The sequence below is a fragment of the Streptomyces sp. NBC_01788 genome, from assembly GCF_035917575.1.
GTDB lineage: Bacteria > Actinomycetota > Actinomycetes > Streptomycetales > Streptomycetaceae > Streptomyces.
The window spans coordinates 3,000,661-3,019,568 of sequence record NZ_CP109090.1 but is presented as its reverse complement, the minus strand read 5'-3'; the positions used below and the strand labels follow the sequence as shown (position 1 = coordinate 3,019,568).

16 protein-coding genes and 1 tRNA gene are annotated in these 18,908 nt (G+C 73.6%); 7 read left to right on the top strand and 10 right to left on the bottom strand.

What is annotated here, in order from left to right; genetic code table 11:
* Window positions 1-107 precede the first annotated feature (107 nt).
* The gene (locus OIE49_RS13795) at window positions 108-602 is read left to right on the top strand and encodes a DUF3830 family protein (protein WP_326802579.1); all 495 of its coding nucleotides are present in this window, start codon (window positions 108-110) and stop codon (window positions 600-602) included.
* On the opposite strand, the gene OIE49_RS13790 is transcribed toward OIE49_RS13795, so the two are convergent.
* Window positions 583-1,986, bottom strand: a complete 1,404-nt coding sequence (locus OIE49_RS13790; RefSeq protein ID WP_326802578.1) for an amidase — start codon at window positions 1,984-1,986, stop codon at window positions 583-585. The genes OIE49_RS13795 and OIE49_RS13790 overlap by 20 nt on opposite strands.
* Before the next feature lie 18 nt (window positions 1,987-2,004).
* Entirely contained in the window at window positions 2,005-2,952 is a 948-nt protein-coding gene (locus OIE49_RS13785) for a D-2-hydroxyacid dehydrogenase (RefSeq protein WP_326802577.1), read from the bottom strand.
* Window positions 2,953-3,134: 182 nt separating this feature from the next.
* On the opposite strand from OIE49_RS13785, the gene OIE49_RS13780 reads away from it, so the two are divergent.
* The 4 genes from OIE49_RS13780 to OIE49_RS13765 all read left to right on the top strand — a co-directional run bounded on the left by OIE49_RS13780 (window position 3,135) and on the right by OIE49_RS13765 (window position 7,337).
* Window positions 3,135-3,980, top strand: a complete 846-nt coding sequence (locus tag OIE49_RS13780) for a maleate cis-trans isomerase family protein (RefSeq protein ID WP_326802576.1) — start codon at window positions 3,135-3,137, stop codon at window positions 3,978-3,980.
* A complete protein-coding gene (locus OIE49_RS13775) occupies window positions 3,977-4,708 on the top strand; it encodes a maleate cis-trans isomerase family protein (protein WP_326802575.1) in 732 nt (243 codons plus the stop codon). Before OIE49_RS13780 ends, OIE49_RS13775 begins: the two co-directional genes overlap by 4 nt.
* A 187-nt stretch (window positions 4,709-4,895) precedes the next feature.
* Window positions 4,896-6,050 (top strand): glutathione-independent formaldehyde dehydrogenase, encoded by a 1,155-nt coding sequence (locus tag OIE49_RS13770; protein ID WP_326802574.1) that lies wholly within the window; start codon window positions 4,896-4,898, stop codon window positions 6,048-6,050.
* Between the two features lie 180 nt (window positions 6,051-6,230).
* Window positions 6,231-7,337: an LLM class flavin-dependent oxidoreductase gene (locus OIE49_RS13765; protein WP_326802573.1), complete on the top strand. Its 1,107-nt coding sequence runs from the start codon at window positions 6,231-6,233 to the stop codon at window positions 7,335-7,337.
* Window positions 7,338-7,343: 6 nt separating this feature from the next.
* Here OIE49_RS13765 and OIE49_RS13760 read toward each other — a convergent pair whose 3' ends face one another.
* Window positions 7,344-9,452 carry a putative bifunctional diguanylate cyclase/phosphodiesterase gene (locus OIE49_RS13760; RefSeq protein WP_326802572.1) on the bottom strand — a complete coding sequence of 703 codons (2,109 nt, stop codon included), beginning with the start codon at window positions 9,450-9,452 and terminating at the stop codon, window positions 7,344-7,346.
* A gap of 400 nt (window positions 9,453-9,852) precedes the next feature.
* Between OIE49_RS13760 and OIE49_RS13755 the strand changes: the two genes are divergently transcribed.
* A complete protein-coding gene (locus OIE49_RS13755) occupies window positions 9,853-11,190 on the top strand; it encodes a M6 family metalloprotease domain-containing protein (RefSeq protein WP_326802571.1) in 1,338 nt (445 codons plus the stop codon).
* A gap of 82 nt (window positions 11,191-11,272) precedes the next feature.
* On the opposite strand, the gene OIE49_RS13750 is transcribed toward OIE49_RS13755, so the two are convergent.
* From OIE49_RS13750 to OIE49_RS13720, 7 genes are all read right to left on the bottom strand, one after another.
* Window positions 11,273-11,346: transfer RNA gene (locus tag OIE49_RS13750), tRNA-Lys, on the bottom strand.
* Window positions 11,337-11,975: a bifunctional DNA primase/polymerase gene (locus tag OIE49_RS13745; RefSeq protein WP_326802570.1), complete on the bottom strand. Its 639-nt coding sequence runs from the start codon at window positions 11,973-11,975 to the stop codon at window positions 11,337-11,339. Before OIE49_RS13745 ends, OIE49_RS13750 begins: the two co-directional genes overlap by 10 nt.
* 146 nt (window positions 11,976-12,121) lie before the next feature.
* On the bottom strand, window positions 12,122-12,496 hold the full coding sequence (locus tag OIE49_RS13740) for a hypothetical protein (protein ID WP_326802569.1): 375 nt from the start codon (window positions 12,494-12,496) through the stop codon (window positions 12,122-12,124).
* Window positions 12,497-13,055: 559 nt separating this feature from the next.
* On the bottom strand, window positions 13,056-14,432 hold the full coding sequence (locus OIE49_RS13735) for an AAA domain-containing protein (RefSeq protein ID WP_326802568.1): 1,377 nt from the start codon (window positions 14,430-14,432) through the stop codon (window positions 13,056-13,058).
* Window positions 14,429-16,033 (bottom strand): hypothetical protein, encoded by a 1,605-nt coding sequence (locus OIE49_RS13730; protein ID WP_326802567.1) that lies wholly within the window; start codon window positions 16,031-16,033, stop codon window positions 14,429-14,431. The genes OIE49_RS13735 and OIE49_RS13730 overlap by 4 nt, the downstream gene beginning before the upstream one ends.
* The gene (locus tag OIE49_RS13725; RefSeq protein WP_401844805.1) at window positions 16,024-17,196 is read right to left on the bottom strand and encodes a hypothetical protein; all 1,173 of its coding nucleotides are present in this window, start codon (window positions 17,194-17,196) and stop codon (window positions 16,024-16,026) included. Before OIE49_RS13725 ends, OIE49_RS13730 begins: the two co-directional genes overlap by 10 nt.
* Window positions 17,108-18,106 carry a phosphatase PAP2 family protein gene (locus OIE49_RS13720; protein WP_326802565.1) on the bottom strand — a complete coding sequence of 333 codons (999 nt, stop codon included), beginning with the start codon at window positions 18,104-18,106 and terminating at the stop codon, window positions 17,108-17,110. Before OIE49_RS13720 ends, OIE49_RS13725 begins: the two co-directional genes overlap by 89 nt.
* Window positions 18,107-18,307: 201 nt before the next feature.
* Between OIE49_RS13720 and OIE49_RS13715 the strand changes: the two genes are divergently transcribed.
* Window positions 18,308-18,901: a histidine phosphatase family protein gene (locus OIE49_RS13715; RefSeq protein WP_326802564.1), complete on the top strand. Its 594-nt coding sequence runs from the start codon at window positions 18,308-18,310 to the stop codon at window positions 18,899-18,901.
* Window positions 18,902-18,908: the final 7 nt, after the last annotated feature.

Here is an 18,908-nt window from a genome sequence, read left to right as displayed (position 1 = left end):
AGACACCGTTCCGTGTCCGGGCGCGGAGGCGGACGCGGAGGCGCGGGGCGGGTGTGAACTCCCGTGCCTTCGGGCAGACGGGCCCTCAGCGACCGTGAGGAGGCGCCATGGCGGAACGCCACGTCGAAGTCGCGCTGGACCGGCGCGGAATCCGCTGCACGGCACGACTGCTGGACGACCGGGCGCCGCGCACCTGCGCCGCGGTCTGGGACGCGCTCCCGCTGAGCGGGGACGTCTTCCACGCGAAGTACGCGCGCAACGAGATCTACGCGCTCTTCGAGCCGTTCGCCCGGGCGGAGCCACCGCTGGAGAATCCGACGGTCACTCCGATCCCGGGCGACCTCTGCTACTTCTCGTTCGCCGGCGCCGAACTGGGCACGCAGGCCTACGGCTACGACCGCGTACCCGGCGCCGGGCCGACGGTCGTGGACCTCGCCCTGTTCTACGAGCGCAACAACCTCCTGCTCAACGGCGACGTCGGCTGGGTGCCCGGCATCGTCTGGGGCCAGGTCACCGAGGGCCTGGACGCCATGGCCCGGGCCTGCAACGACCTGTGGCGCTCCGGCGCCGCGGGGGAGACCCTCACCTTCCGGCGGGCGTGAGCCGGGTCGCCACCCCCGCCTCGTACAGCGCGTGGGCCGCCCGCAGCACCAACTCGTCGCGGTGCCGCGCGGCCACGATCTGGAGACCGACCGGCAGCCCGTCCTCGTCGCTGCCCACGGGCACGGACGCCGCCGGCTGCTGGGTCATGTTGAACGGGTACGTGAACGGCGTCCACCCGGTCCAGCGCCGGTGCCCCGAACCCTTCGGGACCTCCGCGCCCGCCTCGAACGCCGTGATGGGCAGCGTCGGCGTGACCAGCAGGTCGTAGCTCTGGTGGAAGTGGCCCATGGTGCGGCCGAGTTCCATGCGCACGTCCACGGCCGCCAGGTAGTCGAGCGCCGACAGCCGGGCGCCGGCCGCGCAGATCTCCCGCAGCCCCGGGTCGAGCAACTGTCGCCGCTGGGGCCCCAGATGCTGGACGACACGGGCCGCGCCGCTGAACCACAGGGTGTGGAAGGCCTCCACCGGCTCCGCGAAGTCCGGGTCGCTCTCGATGACGTACGCGCCGAGGTCCGCCAGCTCCGCCACCGCCCGGCGCACCGCCGTGGCGACCGCCGGACGCACCGGCACCTGTCCGCCCAGGGACGGCGAGTAGGCGACCCGCAGCCCCCGCACCCCGCCGGCCAGCGCCTGAGTGAACGAGCCGGCGGCCGGTCCGAGCGCCGACCAGTCCCGCGCGTCGGGCACCCCGATCACGTCGAGCAGCAGCGCCGCGTCCGCCGCGTCCCGGGTCATCGGACCCACGTGGGACAGCGTGCCGAAGGCGCTGGGCGGATACAGCGGGACCCGCCCGTACGTCGGCTTCATCCCGAAGATCCCGCACATCGCGGCCGGGATGCGCACACTGCCGCCGCCGTCCGTGCCCAGCGACAGCGGGCCCGCGCCGAGCGCCACGGCCGCCGCGCTGCCACCGCTGGAACCGCCCGCGGTGCGCGACGGGTCGTACGGGTTGCGGGTGACGCCGGTCAGCGGTGAGTCGGTGACGCCCTTCCAGCCGAACTCGGGGGTCGTGGTCTTGCCGAGGAAGACCGCGCCGTGCTCGCGCAGCCGGGCCACCGAGGGGGCGTCCTCGTCCCAACGGCCCTCCTCCTGCACGGTCCTGGAGCCGCGCAGGGTGGGGTGGCCGCGCAGCAGCAGGATGTCCTTGACGGTGACCGGCACCCCGTCCAGCAGCCCCGACGGGCTTCCGCGCCGCCACCGGTCCGCCGACTCCCGGGCCCGTGCCAGGGCGTCCTCGGCGGTGATCCGGACGAACGCGTTCACCTCCGGCTGGATCCGCTCGGCCCGTTCCAGGGCCGCCCGGGTGGCCTCCACGGGGCTGAACTCGCCCTTGCGGTAGCCGTCGAGCAGTTCTCCCGCGGTCAGCTCGGTGAGCTCGGTCATCGCGCCTCCAGACAGGGGTCAGTGTCCCGGTACGTACCCGCGCTGCTTGTCGACGATGTTCGGCAGCGGCTCGCCCGCCTCCCAGCGGCCGTACAACTCGACGAACTGGGCCGACAGTTCGTCCCGCCAGCCGACCGTGTCACCGCTCATGTGCGGGGACACGACCAGGCCCGGCACCCGCCACAACGGGCTGTCGGGGGTGAGGGGTTCGTCCTGGAAGACGTCCAGGGCGGCGCCCGCGATCCAGCGGTCCGTGAGCGCCCGGACGAGCGCCTCCTCGTCGACGAGCTGTCCCCGGCCGACGTTGACGAAGCGCGCTGAGGGCTGCATGAGCCCGAACCGGCGGGCGTCGAACATGCCGCGGGTCTCCTCGGTCAGCGGAGCCGCCGCGACCACCCAGTCGGCGCGGGCGACGAGCCGGTCCAGGTCCTCCGGGCCGTGCACACCGGCGCGCGCGGCACGGCCGACGACCGCCGCCCGCACCCCCAGCGCGCCCAGCGTGCGCGCGATCGCCCGGCCGATCGGCCCGGAGCCCACGACACACGCGCGCGTACCGGCCACCCGCTGCGACTCGCGGTGCCGCCACCGCCCCTCGCGCTGGAGGTCCAGGGTCCGCGGCAGGTCCTTGGCCAGGGCGAGGACCAGCGCGGCGACGTACTCGGCGATCGGCTCGTCGAACACGCCCCGGGCGTTGGTCACCACCGCGGGGGACGCCGCGAGTTCCGGACACATCAGATGGTCCACACCCGCGCTCGCCGTGTGCACCCAGCGCGGCCGCGGCCCCTCGCCCGGCCAGGCGTCCCGCACCGCGGTGGAGGCGAAGTCCCACACGAGCAGCACGTCCGCTTCGGGCAGCCGCGCGGCCAGCCCGGCCGCGTCCGTGCGCACGATCCGGGCGCGGCCGGTGAGCCGGCCCAGACGCGGCGGCGGATCGGCATCCAGGACGAGCAGGACGGGGACACTCATGGCGAGCCGTTTCTCGAAAGGGGCGGCCGTCTGACGTGCACGGATTGACCACGCTCGCACCCGAATCCACCATCGTCAACACGGGCGCCCGTACGGACGGTTGCTCTCCGCCGTCCCACCGTGTCGTTCACCGGCCGTCGGCGGCGCCCCTCCGTCTCCCGCACGTGAGGCAGGTGTCTGCCATGGACGCCACGAACGACATGAACGGCACGGGGATCTCCTTCCTCGGCGGACCCTGCCCGCAGCGCGGAGTCGGGGTCGTCGCCCCCTTCGACTTCGCGCTGGACCGCGAGCTGTGGCGGTGGGTGCCGGACGAGGTCTCGCTGCACCTGACCCGGACGCCGTTCGTGCCGGTCGAGGTGAGCCTGGACCTGGCCCGGCTGGTCAGCGAGCACCGGACGCTCGCCGCCGCGGTGCGCACCCTGACCGCTGTCACGCCCGAGGTCGTCGCCTACGCCTGCGCCTCGGGCAGCTTCGTCGGCGGCATCGCCGGCGAGCGCGCCATGCGCGCGGCGATGACACGGGCGGGCGCGGTGGCCGCGGTCACCACCTCCGGGGCCCTCCTGGAGGCGCTCACGGAGCTCGGCACCCGGCGGGTGGCACTGGTGACCCCGTACACGGTGTCCTTGACGCGCTCCCTCCAGGACTACCTGGCCGAGGCCGGCGTCACCGTCACCGGGTGCGCCTGCATGGGGCTGACCCGGCACATCTGGAAGGTGCCGTACCGCGGCGTGGCCGACATGGCCCGTCGCGCCGCCCGCGGCGACCAGCCGCAGGCGCTGTTCCTGTCCTGCACGAACCTGCCGACCTACGACGTGATCCCGCAGATGGAGGCCGAACTGCGCATACCGGTGATCTCGGCCAACCAGGTCACGATGTGGGCTGCCCTGCGCCGGCTGGGTACCCGACCCGTGGGGCCGTACCAGGCGCTGCCGTCCGGTGTGCCTCCCGCGCCGCCCAGGCCGCGGCACGAGGACGGCGGCGCCTGGCCCGCACTGTCCGACGAACCGCAGGAAGGCAGGCCATGACCGCACTCGGATTCCTCTACCCGGGCCACTCCGCAGAGGACGACTATCCGCGCATCGAGCAGCTCCTGGGCAGCGACATCCGGGTGGACCTGGTCCACACCGACATCGGCGAGGACGTCCACCGGGTGGACGCGCTGTACGAGATGGGCGCGCCCGAGCGGCTCGCCCGGGGCGTGGAGGGGCTGCGGCTGTCCGGCGCGGAGGCGGTGGTGTGGGCGTGCACCAGCGGCAGCTTCGTACGCGGCTGGGAGGGCGCGCACGAGCAGGTCCGCGAGCTGGCACGGGCGGCGGGCACGCCGGCCTCCTCGACCTCGTTCGCCTTCGTGCACGCGGCGGCCGAGGTCGGCGCCCGCCGGGTCGCGGTCGCGGCGACCTACCCCGAGGACGTCACCCGCCTGTTCACGGACTTCCTGCACGCGGGGAAGGTGGAGGTGGCCGCCGCCCGCAGCGCCGGGATCGTCACCGCCGCCGAGGCGGGCGCCTGGGGCGAGGCGGAGATCCTGGCCCTGGCGCGCGAGGCGGACGTCCCCGAGGCGGACGCGGTCCTGCTGCCCGACACCGCCCTGCACACGGTGTCCCACCTGCCCGCCCTGGAGAAGCAGCTCGGCAAGCCCGTCCTCACGGCGAACCAGGTGTCCGTCTGGGAGGCGCTGCGGCTCACCGACCGCCGCGTCAACGCCCCCGCTCTGGGTGCGCTGTTCACACGGGAGCCGATCGTCCAGGCGTGACACCGGCGCGGTTGCGGTCGCGCTCACGCGGGCGGACCCTGGAAGTGTCCGGCGGTGCAGCGAGAACGCCCGGGGCCCGGGACGACCGAGCGCCCCCGCCTTCCTGTGTCATCCCCCTGGTTGGTGTCCCCCGGCAACGGCCCGTGGTCGCCGCCGTCGTCCAGCGTTCGACGCGGAGGTGACCCAGGTGAAAGCCGTCGTCTACGAAAAGCCCTTCAACGTCACGGTGAGGGATGTCGACGACCCCCAGATCCAGCACCCGAACGATGTGATCGTACGGGTCACGTCCACCGCGATCTGCGGGTCCGACCTGCACATGTACGAGGGCCGCACGGCCGCCCAGTCCGGCATCGTCTTCGGCCACGAGAACCTCGGCATCGTCGAGGAGACCGGGGACGGCGTGACGTCGCTGTCCCGGGGCGACCGGGTCGTGATGCCGTTCAACGTGGCCTGCGGGTTCTGCAAGAACTGTCTCGCCGGGAAGACCGGGTTCTGCCTCACGGTGAACCCCGGCTTCGCCGGAGGCGCCTACGGATACGTGGCGATGGGCCCCTACACCGGCGGCCAGGCCGAGCGGCTGAGGGTGCCGTTCGCCGACTTCAACTGCCTGAAGCTGCCGCCGGGCGAAGAGTTCGAGACGGACTTCGTCCTGCTCGCGGACATCTTCCCGACCGGCTACCACGGCTGCGAACTCGCCCAGGTGAAGCCCGGCGAGTCCGTCGCCGTCTTCGGCGCAGGACCGGTGGGCCTCATGGCCGCCTACTCGGCGCTGCTGCGCGGCGCGTCGAAGGTGTTCTCGGTCGACCGGGTGCCCGAGCGGCTCGCCAAGGCGGAGGAGATCGGGGCCATCCCCATCGACTTCACCAGGGGCGACCCTGCCGAGCAGATCAAGGAGATGACCAACGGCGAGGGCACCGACAAGGGTGTGGACGCCGTCGGCTACCAGGCCCAGTCGCACAAGGACGTCAGCCACGAGGAGCCCGCCGTCGTCCTGAACACGCTCGTCATGACGGTGCGGCCCACCGGCATGCTCGGCGTACCGGGTCTGTACGTGCCCTCCGACCCGGGCGGGCCCGACGAGCACGCCAAGCACGGCCAGCTGCTGGTCTCCATCGGCAAGATGTTCGAGAAGGGCCAGCAGATGGGCACCGGCCAGTGCAACGTCAAGCAGTACAACCGGCAGCTGCGCGATCTGATCATCGCCGGGCGCGCCAAGCCCAGCTTCGTGGTCTCCCACGAGCTGCCGCTGGCCGACGCGCCCCAGGCGTACCAGAAGTTCGACAAGCGGATCGAGGGCTACACCAAGGTGGTCCTCCACCCGGGTCACGCGCTCGCGGCCTGAACACGGTCCGAGGCAGCCGTCACATCCGCCCCGAGCCCCGCCGGGGGCCCGGGGCGGAGCCTTGTGGCGGTTCCTCCGAACGCAACCGGGACAGGCGGGTGGGCGGGAAAGGAACAAACGGCAGCGGTGCCCTGTTGACCCCGATCAGGAAAGTGAACGGTCAACCAGCTGGAGGCACCCGTGGCGGGAGACGAGATCAAGGGCACCACACACGGGACCGCCCCGGTACCCCTGTCCGTACTGGACCTGGTGACCGTGGGCGCGGGCCACACCGCCACCGACGCGCTGCGCACCAGCGTCGCCCTGTCGAAGACAGCGGAGTCCCGCGGCTACCACCGCTACTGGGTCGCCGAACACCACTCGATGCCGGGCGTCGCCTCCTCCTCCCCGGCCGTGATCCTCGCCCACCTCGCCGCCCACACCGAACGCATCCGCCTCGGCTCCGGCGGCGTCATGCTGCCCAACCACGCCCCGCTCGTCATCGCGGAGCAGTTCGGCACCCTGGAGGCCATGGCCCCCGGCCGGGTCGACCTGGGCCTCGGCCGCGCCCCCGGCACGGACGGCGCCACCGCCGCCGCCCTGCGCCGCACCGACCTCGACCGGGGCGCCGACGACTTCCCCCAGCAGCTCGCCGAGCTGATCCGCTTCCTCGACGACGACTTCCCCGACGGCCACCCCTACCGCCGCATCCACGCCGTCCCCGGCCCGGTCCAGGCGACCTCCCCGGGTGGCGTGCAGTCCCCGCACCGCCCGCCGGTCTGGCTGCTCGGCTCCTCCGGCTTCAGCGCCCGCCTGGCCGGCACACTCGGCCTGCCGTTCGCCTTCGCCCACCACTTCTCCGCGCAGAACACCGTCCCCGCCCTCGACCTCTACCGCGACTCGTTCCGCCCGAGCGCGGTGCTGGACGCCCCGTACGCCCTCATCGGTGTCGCGGCCCTCGCCACCGAGGACGAGCGCGAGGCGCGTCGCCAGGTGCTGGCCGCCGCCCTGAACATGGTCCGGCTGCGCACCGGCCGCCCCGGTCTCGTGCCCACCCCCGAGGAGGCGGAGGCGTACGAGTTCAGCCCGATGGAGCGGGAGTTCGTCGACTCCTGGAACGCCAACGTGGTCCACGGCACCCCCGACGAGGTTCGCTCCGGTCTCGACGACCTGCAAAAGCGCACCGGAGCCGACGAGTTGATGATCACGAGCAACGCGCACAGCGGCGCCGTACGCCTGCGCAGCTACGAACTCATCGCGGACGCCTACGGACTGCCGGCCGACGTCAGTACCCAGCCCGGCGACTGAGCGGGCTCAACCGCGTCCGCAGGCGCGGCCGCCCAGCAGCTCGGAGATGCGGTCCGGCGACACCGGCCGGGAGTACAGCCACCCCTGCCCGGTGTCGCAGCCGATCCGGCGCAGCCTGCTCGCCTGGTCGGACGTCTCCACGCACTCGGCGGTGACGGTCAGCCCCAGCCGGTGCGCGAGCTGGATCATCGCCTCCACGATGACCTCGTCCGCGGGGTTCGGCCGTCTCGCGGCGCCCTCCGGCTCCTCGTGCTGGAATCCGCGTACGAAGGAGCCGTCCAGCTTCAGCGCCGACACCGGCAGTCGGCTGAGGTAGGCGAGGTTGGAGTACCCGGTGCCGAAGTCGTCGATGGCGATGTGGACGCCCATGTCGTTCAGCGAGCGCAGCGCCTCGAGCGGCCGGCCGGCCGAGCCCATCACGGCCGACTCGGTCAGCTCCAGTTGGAGCAGGTGCGGCGCGAGACCGGTCTCGGCCAGCACCTCGGCCACGTCCGCGACCAGGTCGGAGTCCCACACCTGGCGGACGGCCACGTTGACGCTGACGAAGATCGGCGGCTCGTCCGGGTGGTCGAGCTGCCATCGGCGGGCCTGGTGGCAGGCGGTGCCCAGGATCCAGCGGCCCAGCGGGACGATCGAGCCGTCCTCCTCCGCCAGGGCGATGAACCGATTCGGCGTCAGCGTGCCGAACTCCGGGTGCCGCCAGCGGACGAGGGCCTCGACCCCGCGCAGCCGCCCGTCCTCCATGCCGACCAGCGGCTGGTACTCCAGGGCGAACTCGCCGCGCTCCACGGCCGCGCGCAGGGTGGAGACCAGGGCCTGGCGGGTCATGCGGTGCGCGTTGCGCTCGGGGTCGAACAGGGTCCAGCGGGCCTTGCCGTCGGCCTTCGCCCAGTACAGCGTCGTGTCGGCGGCCTGCATCAGCGCGGTGGCCGACGAACCGGCCGCGCGCCGCTCGACCACGCCGATGGACGCCGACACCGACAGGCGCCGGCCGGCGACCTCGAAGGGCTCCTGGAGGGCCGAGAGCACCGATTCCGCCAGCTCCGCGAGCTGCTCGGTGCCGGTCGAGTCCTCGACGAGCAGCGCGAACTCGTCGCCGCCGAGCCTGGCCACCAGCGGCGTGCTGGTCCGGCCGTGCCCTGCCGCGTCCGCGCACCGGGTCAGCCGTTCGGCCACGGCGGCGAGCAGCCGGTCGCCGACGCGGTGGCCGAGGGTGTCGTTGACCGCCTTGAAGCCATCGAGATCCAGGGAGCACAGGCCGATCCGGCCGCTCCCGCCCCCCTCGTACGACTCCGTCTCCAGCGCGGCCGACAGGCGCTCGAAGAACAGGGTGCGGTTGGGCAGCCGGGTCACCGGGTCGTGGTTCTTCAAGTGCCGCAGCCGGGCCTGGAGTTCGCGCCGGGCGCTGATGTCCGCCACGGACAGCAGCACGCCGGGGGAGCCGGGGGTCAGCGGCGCGACCGTCACCTGGACCCACAGCCGGTGGCCGTCCGGGTGCTTGAGCCGGCGGGCGCAGCGCAGCCGGGCCTGCCGGCCGCGCAGCACCTCCGCGTAGGCGTGGCGGGTGCGCGCGTCGGAGGCGAGGTCCACCAGCTCGGCGGCGGGCCGGCCGGTCAGCTCGTCGGGGGCGGTGCCGAGGAGCGCGCCGAGGGTCTCGTTGGCACTGACGACCAGGCCCTCGGGGTCGACGACGGCCATCGCCAACGGCGCCGCGGAGAAGGCGGACCGAAAGGGACGCTCGGCCCCGGCGTCCGGGCCGGGCTCCGAGACGGCGTCGGCGTCCGGGTGGGAATCCGGGACTGATTCCGGTTCCGGGACGGTGCCGGCCGGCGGCGGTGCGGACCCGAGCAGGTCGACGACGGCCGGTGCGGATTCGGCCAGGACGGTGAATCGGGGGGCCGCCGGGGCCGGTTCCGCCATCCGGGTGAGGCCGTGGGCGGGCAGGAACCCGGCGGGACCGGTTCCGGAGGGCGCGGGCGCGGTGGGGGCCACGGCCCGCTCGGCGGCGACCGCCGCGACCGGGTCCGTACCCGGAGGCCTCGCGGCATCACTCTCCGTGACAGTAGGTCGGATGAGGTCTGCCGCGGGCGTCGGCCCTTCGGACGTTCCGCTCACCGCTCGCTCCCGCAGTGCACTCGGTCTTCTTTTCGGTCTCGTCGGGTGGTCCGCCGGCTGGTGGACGGCGTCCCGGCCCGTGTCCGCGCAGGAAAGTGCAGGAAAAGTGTGTCGATCATAGATGCCGTCGGCGAACCCCTTCCAGCCACTCGCCTGTCCCGCGCGACGACCGGCCACTCACCGACATTGTTTTCGACCACACATGGACGAGTTCTTTGTACGGCTGACCATCTGTGACGTTCCGTGAGCGGTCCGGAGGTGTTCTTTTCCCGGACCTCTGTCGGGCCGTCCTGCCGTGAACTCGCCTCCCTCACCCTTCCGGTGCAGACAAACAGGGCGTACTTCTCCAAACTCCCACAGGCTGGGGTCGGTGTCCCGTGAACCGCCCCCGGAGGTCCCCGTGCCGTGTCAGCCGCCCCTGAAGGCACTCGGCCATGACGTCCGTAACGCGCTGAACCTGGCCGGGGTACATCCCAGGCTGCGCAGTACCGCGGCCGTGTTCACCACCATGTCGGCGGTCGCCGCCACCTCGATCCTGGGCGGCCCTTCGGTCGCCGAACCGTTCTCCCCCGCGCCCTGCGCCCTGCGACGCACGGACGCCCACCACTCGGAGGGGCTGGACACCTGGAACCCCGCCTACGTACGGCCGACCCGGACGCTGAACGCCGTTCTCGTGTTCCTGTCCTTCCCGGACTCCACCCCGCGGACCACCCCGGCCGAACTCGCCGCCGACCACTTCCCGGCCACCAGCCGGTACTTCGAACAGGCGTCGTACGGCAGGTTCACCCTGCGCCCCCACCCGCTGCGGCGCTGGATCCGGATGCCGCGCCCGTCCACCGCGTACGCCGTGCACCGCGACTGGAACGCCCGGGACCGCACCGCGTATCTGCGGGACGCGCTCGCCGCGGCCGACCCCCAGGTCGACTTCTCGCGCTACGACGTCGTCTACTTCGTCGCCGACCCGGACGCGCCCGGCGTCGACTCGGACGCGACGAAGGTCGTCAACCTGGACACCCCGCTGGTGGCCGACGGCAAGGAGATCCGGCGGGTGGTGACCGTCTTCGAACGGCACCCGCCGGACCGGCTGGTGCTCGCCCACGAGACCGGGCACGTCTTCGACCTGCCCGACCTGTACCACCGGCCCGCGGACGGCAAGGGCGACTGGGACACCTATGTCGGGGACTGGGACCTGATGGGCAGCCAGTTCGGCCTGTCGCCCGATCTCTTCGCCTGGCACAAGTGGAAGCTCGGCTGGCTGAACCCCCGTCAGGTGACCTGTGTGCGGGGAGGCGGGCCGACCCGGGTGACCCTGGAGCCAGTGGAGGCGGGCCCGGCGGGAGCGAGCCCGCCGGAGGAGGGTCCGTCGGTGACGGCCGCCGCCGGGCCGCCGCTGTTCGGGCTCGGCGGCGGAACGAAGCTGGTGGTGGTGCGCACCGGGAGCGACAGCGTGCTGGCCATCGAGGCGCGGGCGTCGATCGGCAACGACGTGACCGGGTGCCGGCAGGGGGTGCTGGTGTACCGGGTGCGCAGCGGGGCGGAGTCCGGTGGCGGCCCGATCGAGGTGATCGACGCCCATCCGCGCACCGGGGCCTGCGAGGAGTCCTCGGTCCAGCCCGCGCTCGCCGACGCCCCGATCGACGTGGGGGAGAGCTTCACCGTGCCGGGCGACGGGGTCCGGGTGGAGGTGGAGAACCGCACGGCGTCCGGCGCGTACACCGTCAAGATCACCACGGCGTGACGCCTGTCGCGCGCATGTCGCGTACATACAGCGATGGCGAGACCGGATCGCTCTTCGCGACCTTGTCTCGCCATCGTCGTCGTGCGCCGCCAGGGACTCGAACCCCGGACCCGCTGATTAAGAGTCAGCTGCTCTAACCAACTGAGCTAGCGGCGCCTGCTGACGTCGTAGACCTTAGCATCCTGGTCGCTGGGAGGAAAAATCGATATCCGCACCGCCGCGCGGGCTGCCCGCACGGCCGCCCAGAGCATGATCTCCGGGCCCGGCAGCCAGGGGTGGCGGGTGTCCGGGGCGACGAGCCAGCGGGAGGCGGGCCGCATGGGCAGAGCCTCGCCGGACAGGGCCGGGAGGGTCACCGCGTCGCCGTTGCCGTGGCACAGCAGGGGCGGGATGCCCTCCTTGCGGCCGTCGTCCCGGCCGCGGCAGCCCCACTCCTCCCACTCCAGCAGCGAGGGCAGCCGGTGTGCGGTGCCGGCCGCGGCGAAGAGCAGCATCCGTCCCCGGTGGACGGCCACCGGACCCGACCCCGGGCCCTCGTCCCACAGTCGGTCCAGCATCCGGCGGCCGAAGATCGCGGGCACGTTCACCACGTCGAAGACGGTGCCGCAGGCCAGTACGAGCGGGGCGTCCGGCCGCTCCTGCCAGAGGGCGAGCGTGCTGCGGGGATACGCGCCCGCCGAGGCCAGCCAGGCGGCGCCGTCCGCGGTGACGCCCGAGGCGTCGGAGCGGTGGCCTGCCCGTTGGTCGAGGTGGTCGGCGAAGGGATGGTTCCCTGTGCGGCTCATGGCGGATATATCTACCCGCTGTGAGTGGGCGATTCCCCAGGGTTGCGGGAAATCGGGACATGGAACGGTGGGTGGGGGTATCTTGCCCGCCCGGCATATGCCAGCGTCGGGGGACGGCGCACGCGGGGCGCGGGAGGCGTGTGGGGTCAGACCGGGTCGGCCGGGTTGGCGTGCACGCCGCCCTCGGCTCCGCTCAGCAGGTCCCGGCCGAACTCCACCATCTTCTTGGCGTAGTCCTCGGTCCAGTCGGCCCGCTCGGCGATGGCCGCCGCGGTCAGCCGGTCGAACCGCCGCGGGTCGGCGAGTTGCGCCGCCGCGATCGCCTGGAACTCCACCGCCCGGTCCGCCGCCGCGCGGAACGCGACCGTCAGCTCCGTCGCCCGCGAGAGCAGCGCCCGCGGATCGTCGATCGACTCCAGGTCGAAGAAGTGCTCGGGGTCGGCGGCCGCCTCGGCGGGCTCGAAGAGCAGGGGCGCGGGGCGTAGCCGCTGTTCGTCACGACGCGGCGTTGGCTCCGCCATGTCTCGACCTCCTCGTACGGTTCGGAAGGGTCCGGATGACACCGCCCTGCGAAAGGGCCACCCTCCATTGTGTCCCGCGAACGCAAGGCCCCGACCCCACCCCACTCACAACTTCTCAGGACCACCTGGGATCCGGCGCCGGGGGCGCCGGTCAGGGCCGCCAGGGCACCCGGTGTTCTCGCAGGTGGGCCAGGACCGCGTGGTTCGCTTCCCAGCCGTCGGGGCTGTGTTCGACGGCCGCCTCCGGCGGCGTGGCGGACTCCGTCCGGCGGGAGGCCGGGTGCCGGTCAGGGCCGCCAGGGCACCCGGTGTTCTCGCAGGTGGGCCATCACGGCGTGGTTCGCCTCCCAGCCGTCGGGGCTGTGTTCGACGGCCGCCTCCGGCGGCGTGGCGGACTCCGTCCGGCGGGAGGCCGGGTGCCGGTCAGGGTCGCCAGGGCACCCGGTGTTCTCGCAGGTGGGCCAGTACCGCGTGGTTCGCTTCCCAGCCGTCCGGGCTGTGTTCGACGGCCGCCTCCGGCGGCGTGCCGGACTCCGTCCGGCGGGAGGCCGGGTGCCGGTCAGGGCCGCCAGGGCACCCGGTGTTCTCGCAGGTGGGCCAGTACCGCGTGGTTCGCTTCCCAGCCGTCCGGGAACTTCACCGTCACTCCCAGTTGGACCGGTTCCGTGGACGGGTGGTCGTCCAGGAGGTCGGTCACACCCGCGCGGCAGACCACGACGCAGGCGTGCCGGTGGCGGGAGGCGAGGACGCACAGGCGGCCGGTCTCCAGGTGGAAGGCGGTGGCGTCCGGGCGCCCGGACAACGGGTGCAGGACGACGGTCACGTCGAACTCACGGCCCTGGAGGCGGTTCGCCGTGTCCACGATGACATCCGTCACGCCCAGTTCCGCCAGCGCCGCCCGCACGGCGGCTGCCTGGTCGCGGTGCGCCGTGCCGACGGCGATCCGGTCCGCGGTCAGCGGCGCAGGGTCTGGCGACCGCTCCGAGACGGCCGCCCCGCCCCGCTCCAGCAGCCGCCGTACGACCGCCGCCACCGCCCGCACCGCCTCCGGATCGGTGCGCGGAGTGTGCCGCGCGGGCAGCTCCAGCAGGCCCCAGCCGGACTCGGCGGCCTCGTCGAGCACCCGGTCGGGACCGGAGCCGTCCGAGGGGACCGCGAACGTCAGCCGCCGGTCCCCGGCCGACGTGCCGCTGCGGAACGGCGTGTACGGGTAGAACGCGTCGGAGACCAGCGGCGCCGCCGACGCCGGAAGCCGCCAGGACACGGGCAGCCGGTGCTGGGGCAGCCGCGGATTGTGGGCCAGCAGCGTCGTCACCGCGGACGCCGACGGGTCGTAGGACAGGCCCGCCCACTGCTCGCTGCCGACGATCGCGAACGGGTCGAGCTGACCCGGATCGCCCACGAACAGCGCCCGCTCGAACAGCCCGGCCACCGCGAGCAGGGCGTCCGAGCGCATTTGGTACGCCTCGTCGACGATCGCGTGCCGCCACGGCTCGTCGACCTTCACATGCGCCCACTTCGCGGCGGTCGACAGGACCACGTCGAGTCCCGTGAGGTCGGCGGCCTTCGCCGACTTCCGTACGTTCGGCAGACCGTCGAGTGCCTTGTCGTACGGGTCGGTGTCGCTGCTGTGCAGCCGGCCCACGGGCAGTTCGGGGTTCTTCTCCGCCAGCCGCAGCACCAGGTCGTCGACCTGGGCGTTGGTCTGCGCGACCACCATCAGCGGCCGTCCGGCGGCGGCCAGCTCCAGCGCCGCGCGCACGACCAGGGTCGACTTCCCCGCGCCGGGCGGGGAGTCGACGACGACCCCGCGGTCCGTGCCGTGCAGCGTGTCGCGGAGGATCGCGTCCGTCGCGCGGGCGGCCGCCGCCCCGGGGTCGAAGGGCGTCCGGAGGCCGGCGGGGCCGACCGCGGGGTCCTGGGCGGGGGCGGTCACAGAAGATCCTCCTCGGTCACCGGGTCCGGGGCCTCCGGCGTGCTCTCCTCGCCCGGCGGGCCGCCGTGCGTCCATGGGGTCTGCTCCGGGTCGGGCAGCTTCGCGCCGCCGCGCTGCTCGTGCTCGAACAGCGTGAAGCACAGGCGGTCGCCCTTGTCCGGCACGGAACCGGCCGCGGGCTCCTTGCCGCGGCCCATCCTGTCCAGGATCCGCAGGACGACGAGCGTCCCTTCGGCGGTGTCCTCCTCGCAGGCGACGAACTCCGCCGACTGCGGCTTGCCGTCCAGCGAGCGGTACACCCTGGCCCGCTCGCCCAGATGCGGCCCGTCGTCGGTGCGCACGGTGACCAGCGGGCGCGGACTGGGCCGCTTGCCCTCGCTGTAGGCCATGACGACGTCCGTGACCTCGCCCGCGAACGCCTCCCCGGCCAGCCGCCGCCCCGCCATGACCAGCGGGTCGTCCAGCGCCTCCTGCGCCTCCAGACGGGCCTGCTCACGCTCGCGCGTGGCCAGCTTGTTCGCCGCGGTGACCGCGTCGTCGCGACGCGGCTGCGGCGGTTCGCCGGCCAGCACCCGGTCGCGGTGGCCGGTGAACGACCAGCGGTCGCGCGTCCAGCGCTCCTCGACGTGCGCGCCCTCGGGCAGTGTCCGCAGCAGGTCCAGGCCGCGCCAGACGTTGTCCCAGGTGGGGCGGGCGCACTTCTCGACCAGGTCGCGGATGTGCTGCTCGGCCTCGGCGAGGGTGCCGAGCCGCGCGTCGGCCTCCATGCCGTCCTCGGCGGCGGCGAACGCGGTGCGGGCACGGTCGTAGCGCTCGATCGCGGGCGCCAGCAGCTTGTTGTCGAAGGCCGGATCGGTGGCGGGGCCCGCGGGCGGGCACTCCAACTGGCCGTCGGAGGCGCGGGCGAGCTCGGCACGCAGCGCGGCCTCGGCACCCGACGCGCCGTCCGGCGGGGCGATCCACGCCAGCAGCGCCCCCAGGTGCTGGTCCTCCAGGCTGGACTGGCCGGTCGTCCAGTGCTGGGCCAGCAGGTCGGTCATCGCCGGCAGCAGCGAGGAACCGGGCACCCGCGCCCGCTCCCCGAAGTGGGTCAGCCACCGCCCGAGCAACGGCACCCGCGGCGGCGCCGGATGCGGGGTCTCCGGGTCCTGCTCGGCGGTGCGGCGGAAGCGCATCGAGCGTCCGAGGAGCCGTACGAAGTCGATGCCCGCGCGGCTCGGCAGGATCAGCTGGGGCGCGTCCGCGCACAGCTCCACCTCGACCTTGACCCGCTTGCCGCTCTCCGGGTCGGTCTCGTTGCGCTCTGCGCCCTCGACCACGTCGGCGAAGGAGTCGATGTACGGCAGGACGATGCCGGCCAGTTCGGCCAGGAACGCGAACCGCAGGTCGCGGTCGCGTGGCTGCGGCACGGCCAGCAGCCGCGGCGCGGCACGGTCCGTGCCGACCAGCGCGCCGAGCGGGGCGCCCGCCTCACCGGCGGTGGTGAGCGGCACGAACACCAGCGGCCGCTCCGACAGGTGCCGGTGCCGGACGGTCGCGGCGGGCTGGGCCCGCCCGGACCGCACGGCCTCCAGACGGCCCAGGGTGGCGATCAGCGACACACCGCCTCCCGCCCGGCCGCCTCCAGGGCCTCGGCCCGCAGCGCGGCGGCCCGGCGCAGCGCCGCCACCGCCGGGTCGTCCGGGTCGCCCGCCTCGCCGTGGGCGGCCGCCAGCACGTCCTCGACCGTCGAGAGGCCGCCCAGGTCGGCGCGGACCGAGCGGCCCAGCGCCGTCACCGCGCCCCGCTCGCGGGACCGCGTACGGCAGTGGAAGGCCAGCTCGCACGCGGCCAGGCACTCGGGCGCGTACGTCGCCGGGACCGCCTCCACCGCGGTCGTCAGCTCTTCCGGGGACAGCTCGGGGGAGAAGCACACGCCCTCGGGCAGGGCGTCCGCGATGTCCTCGACACGGGCCAGCCGGGTCAGCTGGCGGGCGGTCACCGCGCGCTGCTTGCGGACGTCGACGGCGGACGCGGTCGGCAGGTTGGAGAAGTCCTTGGGGCACACCAGGAGCACCCGGTGCCGCACGCGCGGGGCGGGGTCGAGGCGCGCGGCGACGTCCTCCAGCGCCAGCACGTACACCGCCGACTGGCGGGCGGCCGCCCCCACCTTGGCCGGGTCGGCGGAGCCGTCCAGCATCGGGAAGGACTTGATCTCCACCACCGTCCAGCTCCCGTCCGGGTGCACCACCACCGCGTCCGGCTCCAGATGGACGGGCGAGCCGGCCACCTCCAGGGCGAGCATCGGGTGGTCGAGGAGCGTCCAGGTGCCCGCCTGCGTGGCCTCGCGCAGCGCCAGCGCCGTACGCGCCGTACGCCCCTCGGGGCCGACGGCGCTCAGGTCGGGCACCCGGCCCTCTTGCGGTGGTTCGGCGCCCGGGTCCAGCCTGGTGTGCGCCAGCCTCAGCAGCTCGGCGCCGCCGTCCGCCTTGACCCGCGCCTCGAACGCGTTGCCCCGCATGAAGGCGAACTGCGACTGCCCGAAGGCGGCGGGCGCCCCCAGCGCCTCCGCGAGCGCCGCCTTGTCCACGCCGGCGCCGTCCAGGACCGCGCGTCGTCCGCAGCCGGGGTTCGCGGCGAGCGCGGCCAGGGCACGGGCGTCGAGCGCCCGGGGCGGTACGCCGGGACCGCGCAGCTCAGCGAGCCTTGCCCAAGCTCTCGACGTCGCTCGGGCCGGCAAGGCCCCAGGCTTGAGCGCCGTCTCCCGCGTCCTCGGGGACGGCACCCGGTTCGGCTCCGGGACCGAACCGTGCTTCGCGCTGCCGTGGAATTCGCTCACCCGCCGAAGTCTGGCATCCACCACTGACAATCGGGGACCCCGCGGCACCGGAGGCCTCTGGGACGGCCGTGGCGCCGGGTGTCAGGAGTGCCTTGGCACGGTCCGCGCCCCGCATCACGAACGGCGCGAGCAGCATGCCGATCCCCATGACGGCCACGCCCGCGGCCGCGTCCAGGAGGTAGTGGTTGGCGGTGCCCATCACGACCAGCGCGGTCAGCAGCGGGTAGGCGACGCCCGCCGCCTTCGCCGTGCGCGTGCCGCCGTGGCGCCACAGCATCACCCCGCACCACAGGGCCCAGCCCACGTGCAGGCTCGGCATGGCCGCGTACTGGTTGGTCATGCCACCCATGCCCCGCGGCGCGCTGGCCTCACCGCCCCACCAGCCGTACGAGCTGTACTGGGCCATCGTGTCCACGAACCCGTGGTCCGGGGAGAGCAGGCGGGGCGGGCAGGTGGGCAGCAGGGTGAAGCCGATCAGTCCTATGAACGTGGACGTCATCAGCCAGGTGCGGGCCGCCCGGTAGTGAGTGGTGCGCGCTCTGAACAGCCACACCAGGATCACGGGGGTGACCAGGTAGTGCAGTGACGCGTACCAGAAGTCGGCGGGTATGCCCAGCCACGGCTCACGGGTGAACAGGCGGTTGAGGGGGTGCTCCGCGTTGAGGCGCAGCAGCTTCTCGACGCGCAGGATCGCCAGGCCGTGGTCGACGGCCGTGGTGACGTCGCCGCGGGCCAGCAGCCGGCCCGCCGAGTAGCAGCCGTAGACCAGCAGGATCAGCGGCAGCTCGGTCCACCAGCGTGGCCGGGTGTGCGGGGCCGTCTCGGTGCGCCGTGCCGGTGCCTCGGTCTGCGGCATCCGATGCCCCTCCCCCTCCGTCGCTGCGCTGTCCGGCGGTGCCCGGACAGTCGTGCCACTTTACGGTGTCCGACGTGGCCACCTCGGGGTGCCCCCGGAGCTGATAGACGCAGAGACCGCCCCCCGGGTTGCCGCCGGACGGCGTGCGCGATGATGGAGGGATTCCGTCCGAAGATCCGACTTTTTTCCGGAAGGTTCTCCATGGCACCGCGCATCCTGTTGGCCCGCCACGGACAGACCGAGTGGTCGCTGTCCGGCAGGCACACCGGCAGGACCGACGTTCCCCTCCTGGAGGAGGGCCGGCTCGGCGCCAAGCTGCTCGGGGAGCGGCTCCATCGGGCGCCCTTCGACGGCCTGCCCGGGGTCGAGGTCCGCACCAGCCCGCTGGTACGCGCGCGTGAGACGTGCGAGCTCGCCGACTTCGGCGACCGCGCGATGTGCTGGGACACGCTGATGGAATGGGACTACGGCGCGTACGAGGGCCTGACGCCCGGGGAGATCCAGGCCGAGCGGCCCGGCTGGCTGATCTGGCGCGACGGGGTCCCGCGCGGGGAGACGCTCGCCGAGGTGACCGCCCGCGCCGACGAGGTGGTGGCCTGGGCCCGCGCCGAGGACCGCGACGTCCTGGTCTTCGCCCACGGCCACATCCTGCGGTCGATCGGCGCGCGATGGCTCGGCCTGCCGCTCGACTTCGCGGCCCGCATCCGCCTCAACCCCACATCGCTGTCGGTGCTGGGCTGGGCATACGGAGAACCGGCCCTCGAACACTGGAACGACGTGGGCCACCTCGCCTAGCCGGCCG

What these genes read in the sequence shown, in the direction of transcription:
- OIE49_RS13795 (WP_326802579.1), top strand. Translation starts at nt 108, where the DNA reads ATGGCGGAACGCCACGTCGAAGTCGCGCTGGACCGGCGCGGAATCCGC.
- OIE49_RS13790 (WP_326802578.1), bottom strand. Translation starts at nt 1,986, where the DNA reads ATGACCGAGCTCACCGAGCTGACCGCGGGAGAACTGCTCGACGGCTAC.
- OIE49_RS13785 (WP_326802577.1), bottom strand. Translation starts at nt 2,952, where the DNA reads ATGAGTGTCCCCGTCCTGCTCGTCCTGGATGCCGATCCGCCGCCGCGT.
- OIE49_RS13780 (WP_326802576.1), top strand. Translation starts at nt 3,135, where the DNA reads ATGGACGCCACGAACGACATGAACGGCACGGGGATCTCCTTCCTCGGC.
- OIE49_RS13775 (WP_326802575.1), top strand. Translation starts at nt 3,977, where the DNA reads ATGACCGCACTCGGATTCCTCTACCCGGGCCACTCCGCAGAGGACGAC.
- OIE49_RS13745 (WP_326802570.1), bottom strand. Translation starts at nt 11,975, where the DNA reads ATGAGCCGCACAGGGAACCATCCCTTCGCCGACCACCTCGACCAACGG.
- OIE49_RS13740 (WP_326802569.1), bottom strand. Translation starts at nt 12,496, where the DNA reads ATGGCGGAGCCAACGCCGCGTCGTGACGAACAGCGGCTACGCCCCGCG.
- OIE49_RS13720 (WP_326802565.1), bottom strand. Translation starts at nt 18,106, where the DNA reads ATGCCGCAGACCGAGGCACCGGCACGGCGCACCGAGACGGCCCCGCAC.
- OIE49_RS13715 (WP_326802564.1), top strand. Translation starts at nt 18,308, where the DNA reads ATGGCACCGCGCATCCTGTTGGCCCGCCACGGACAGACCGAGTGGTCG.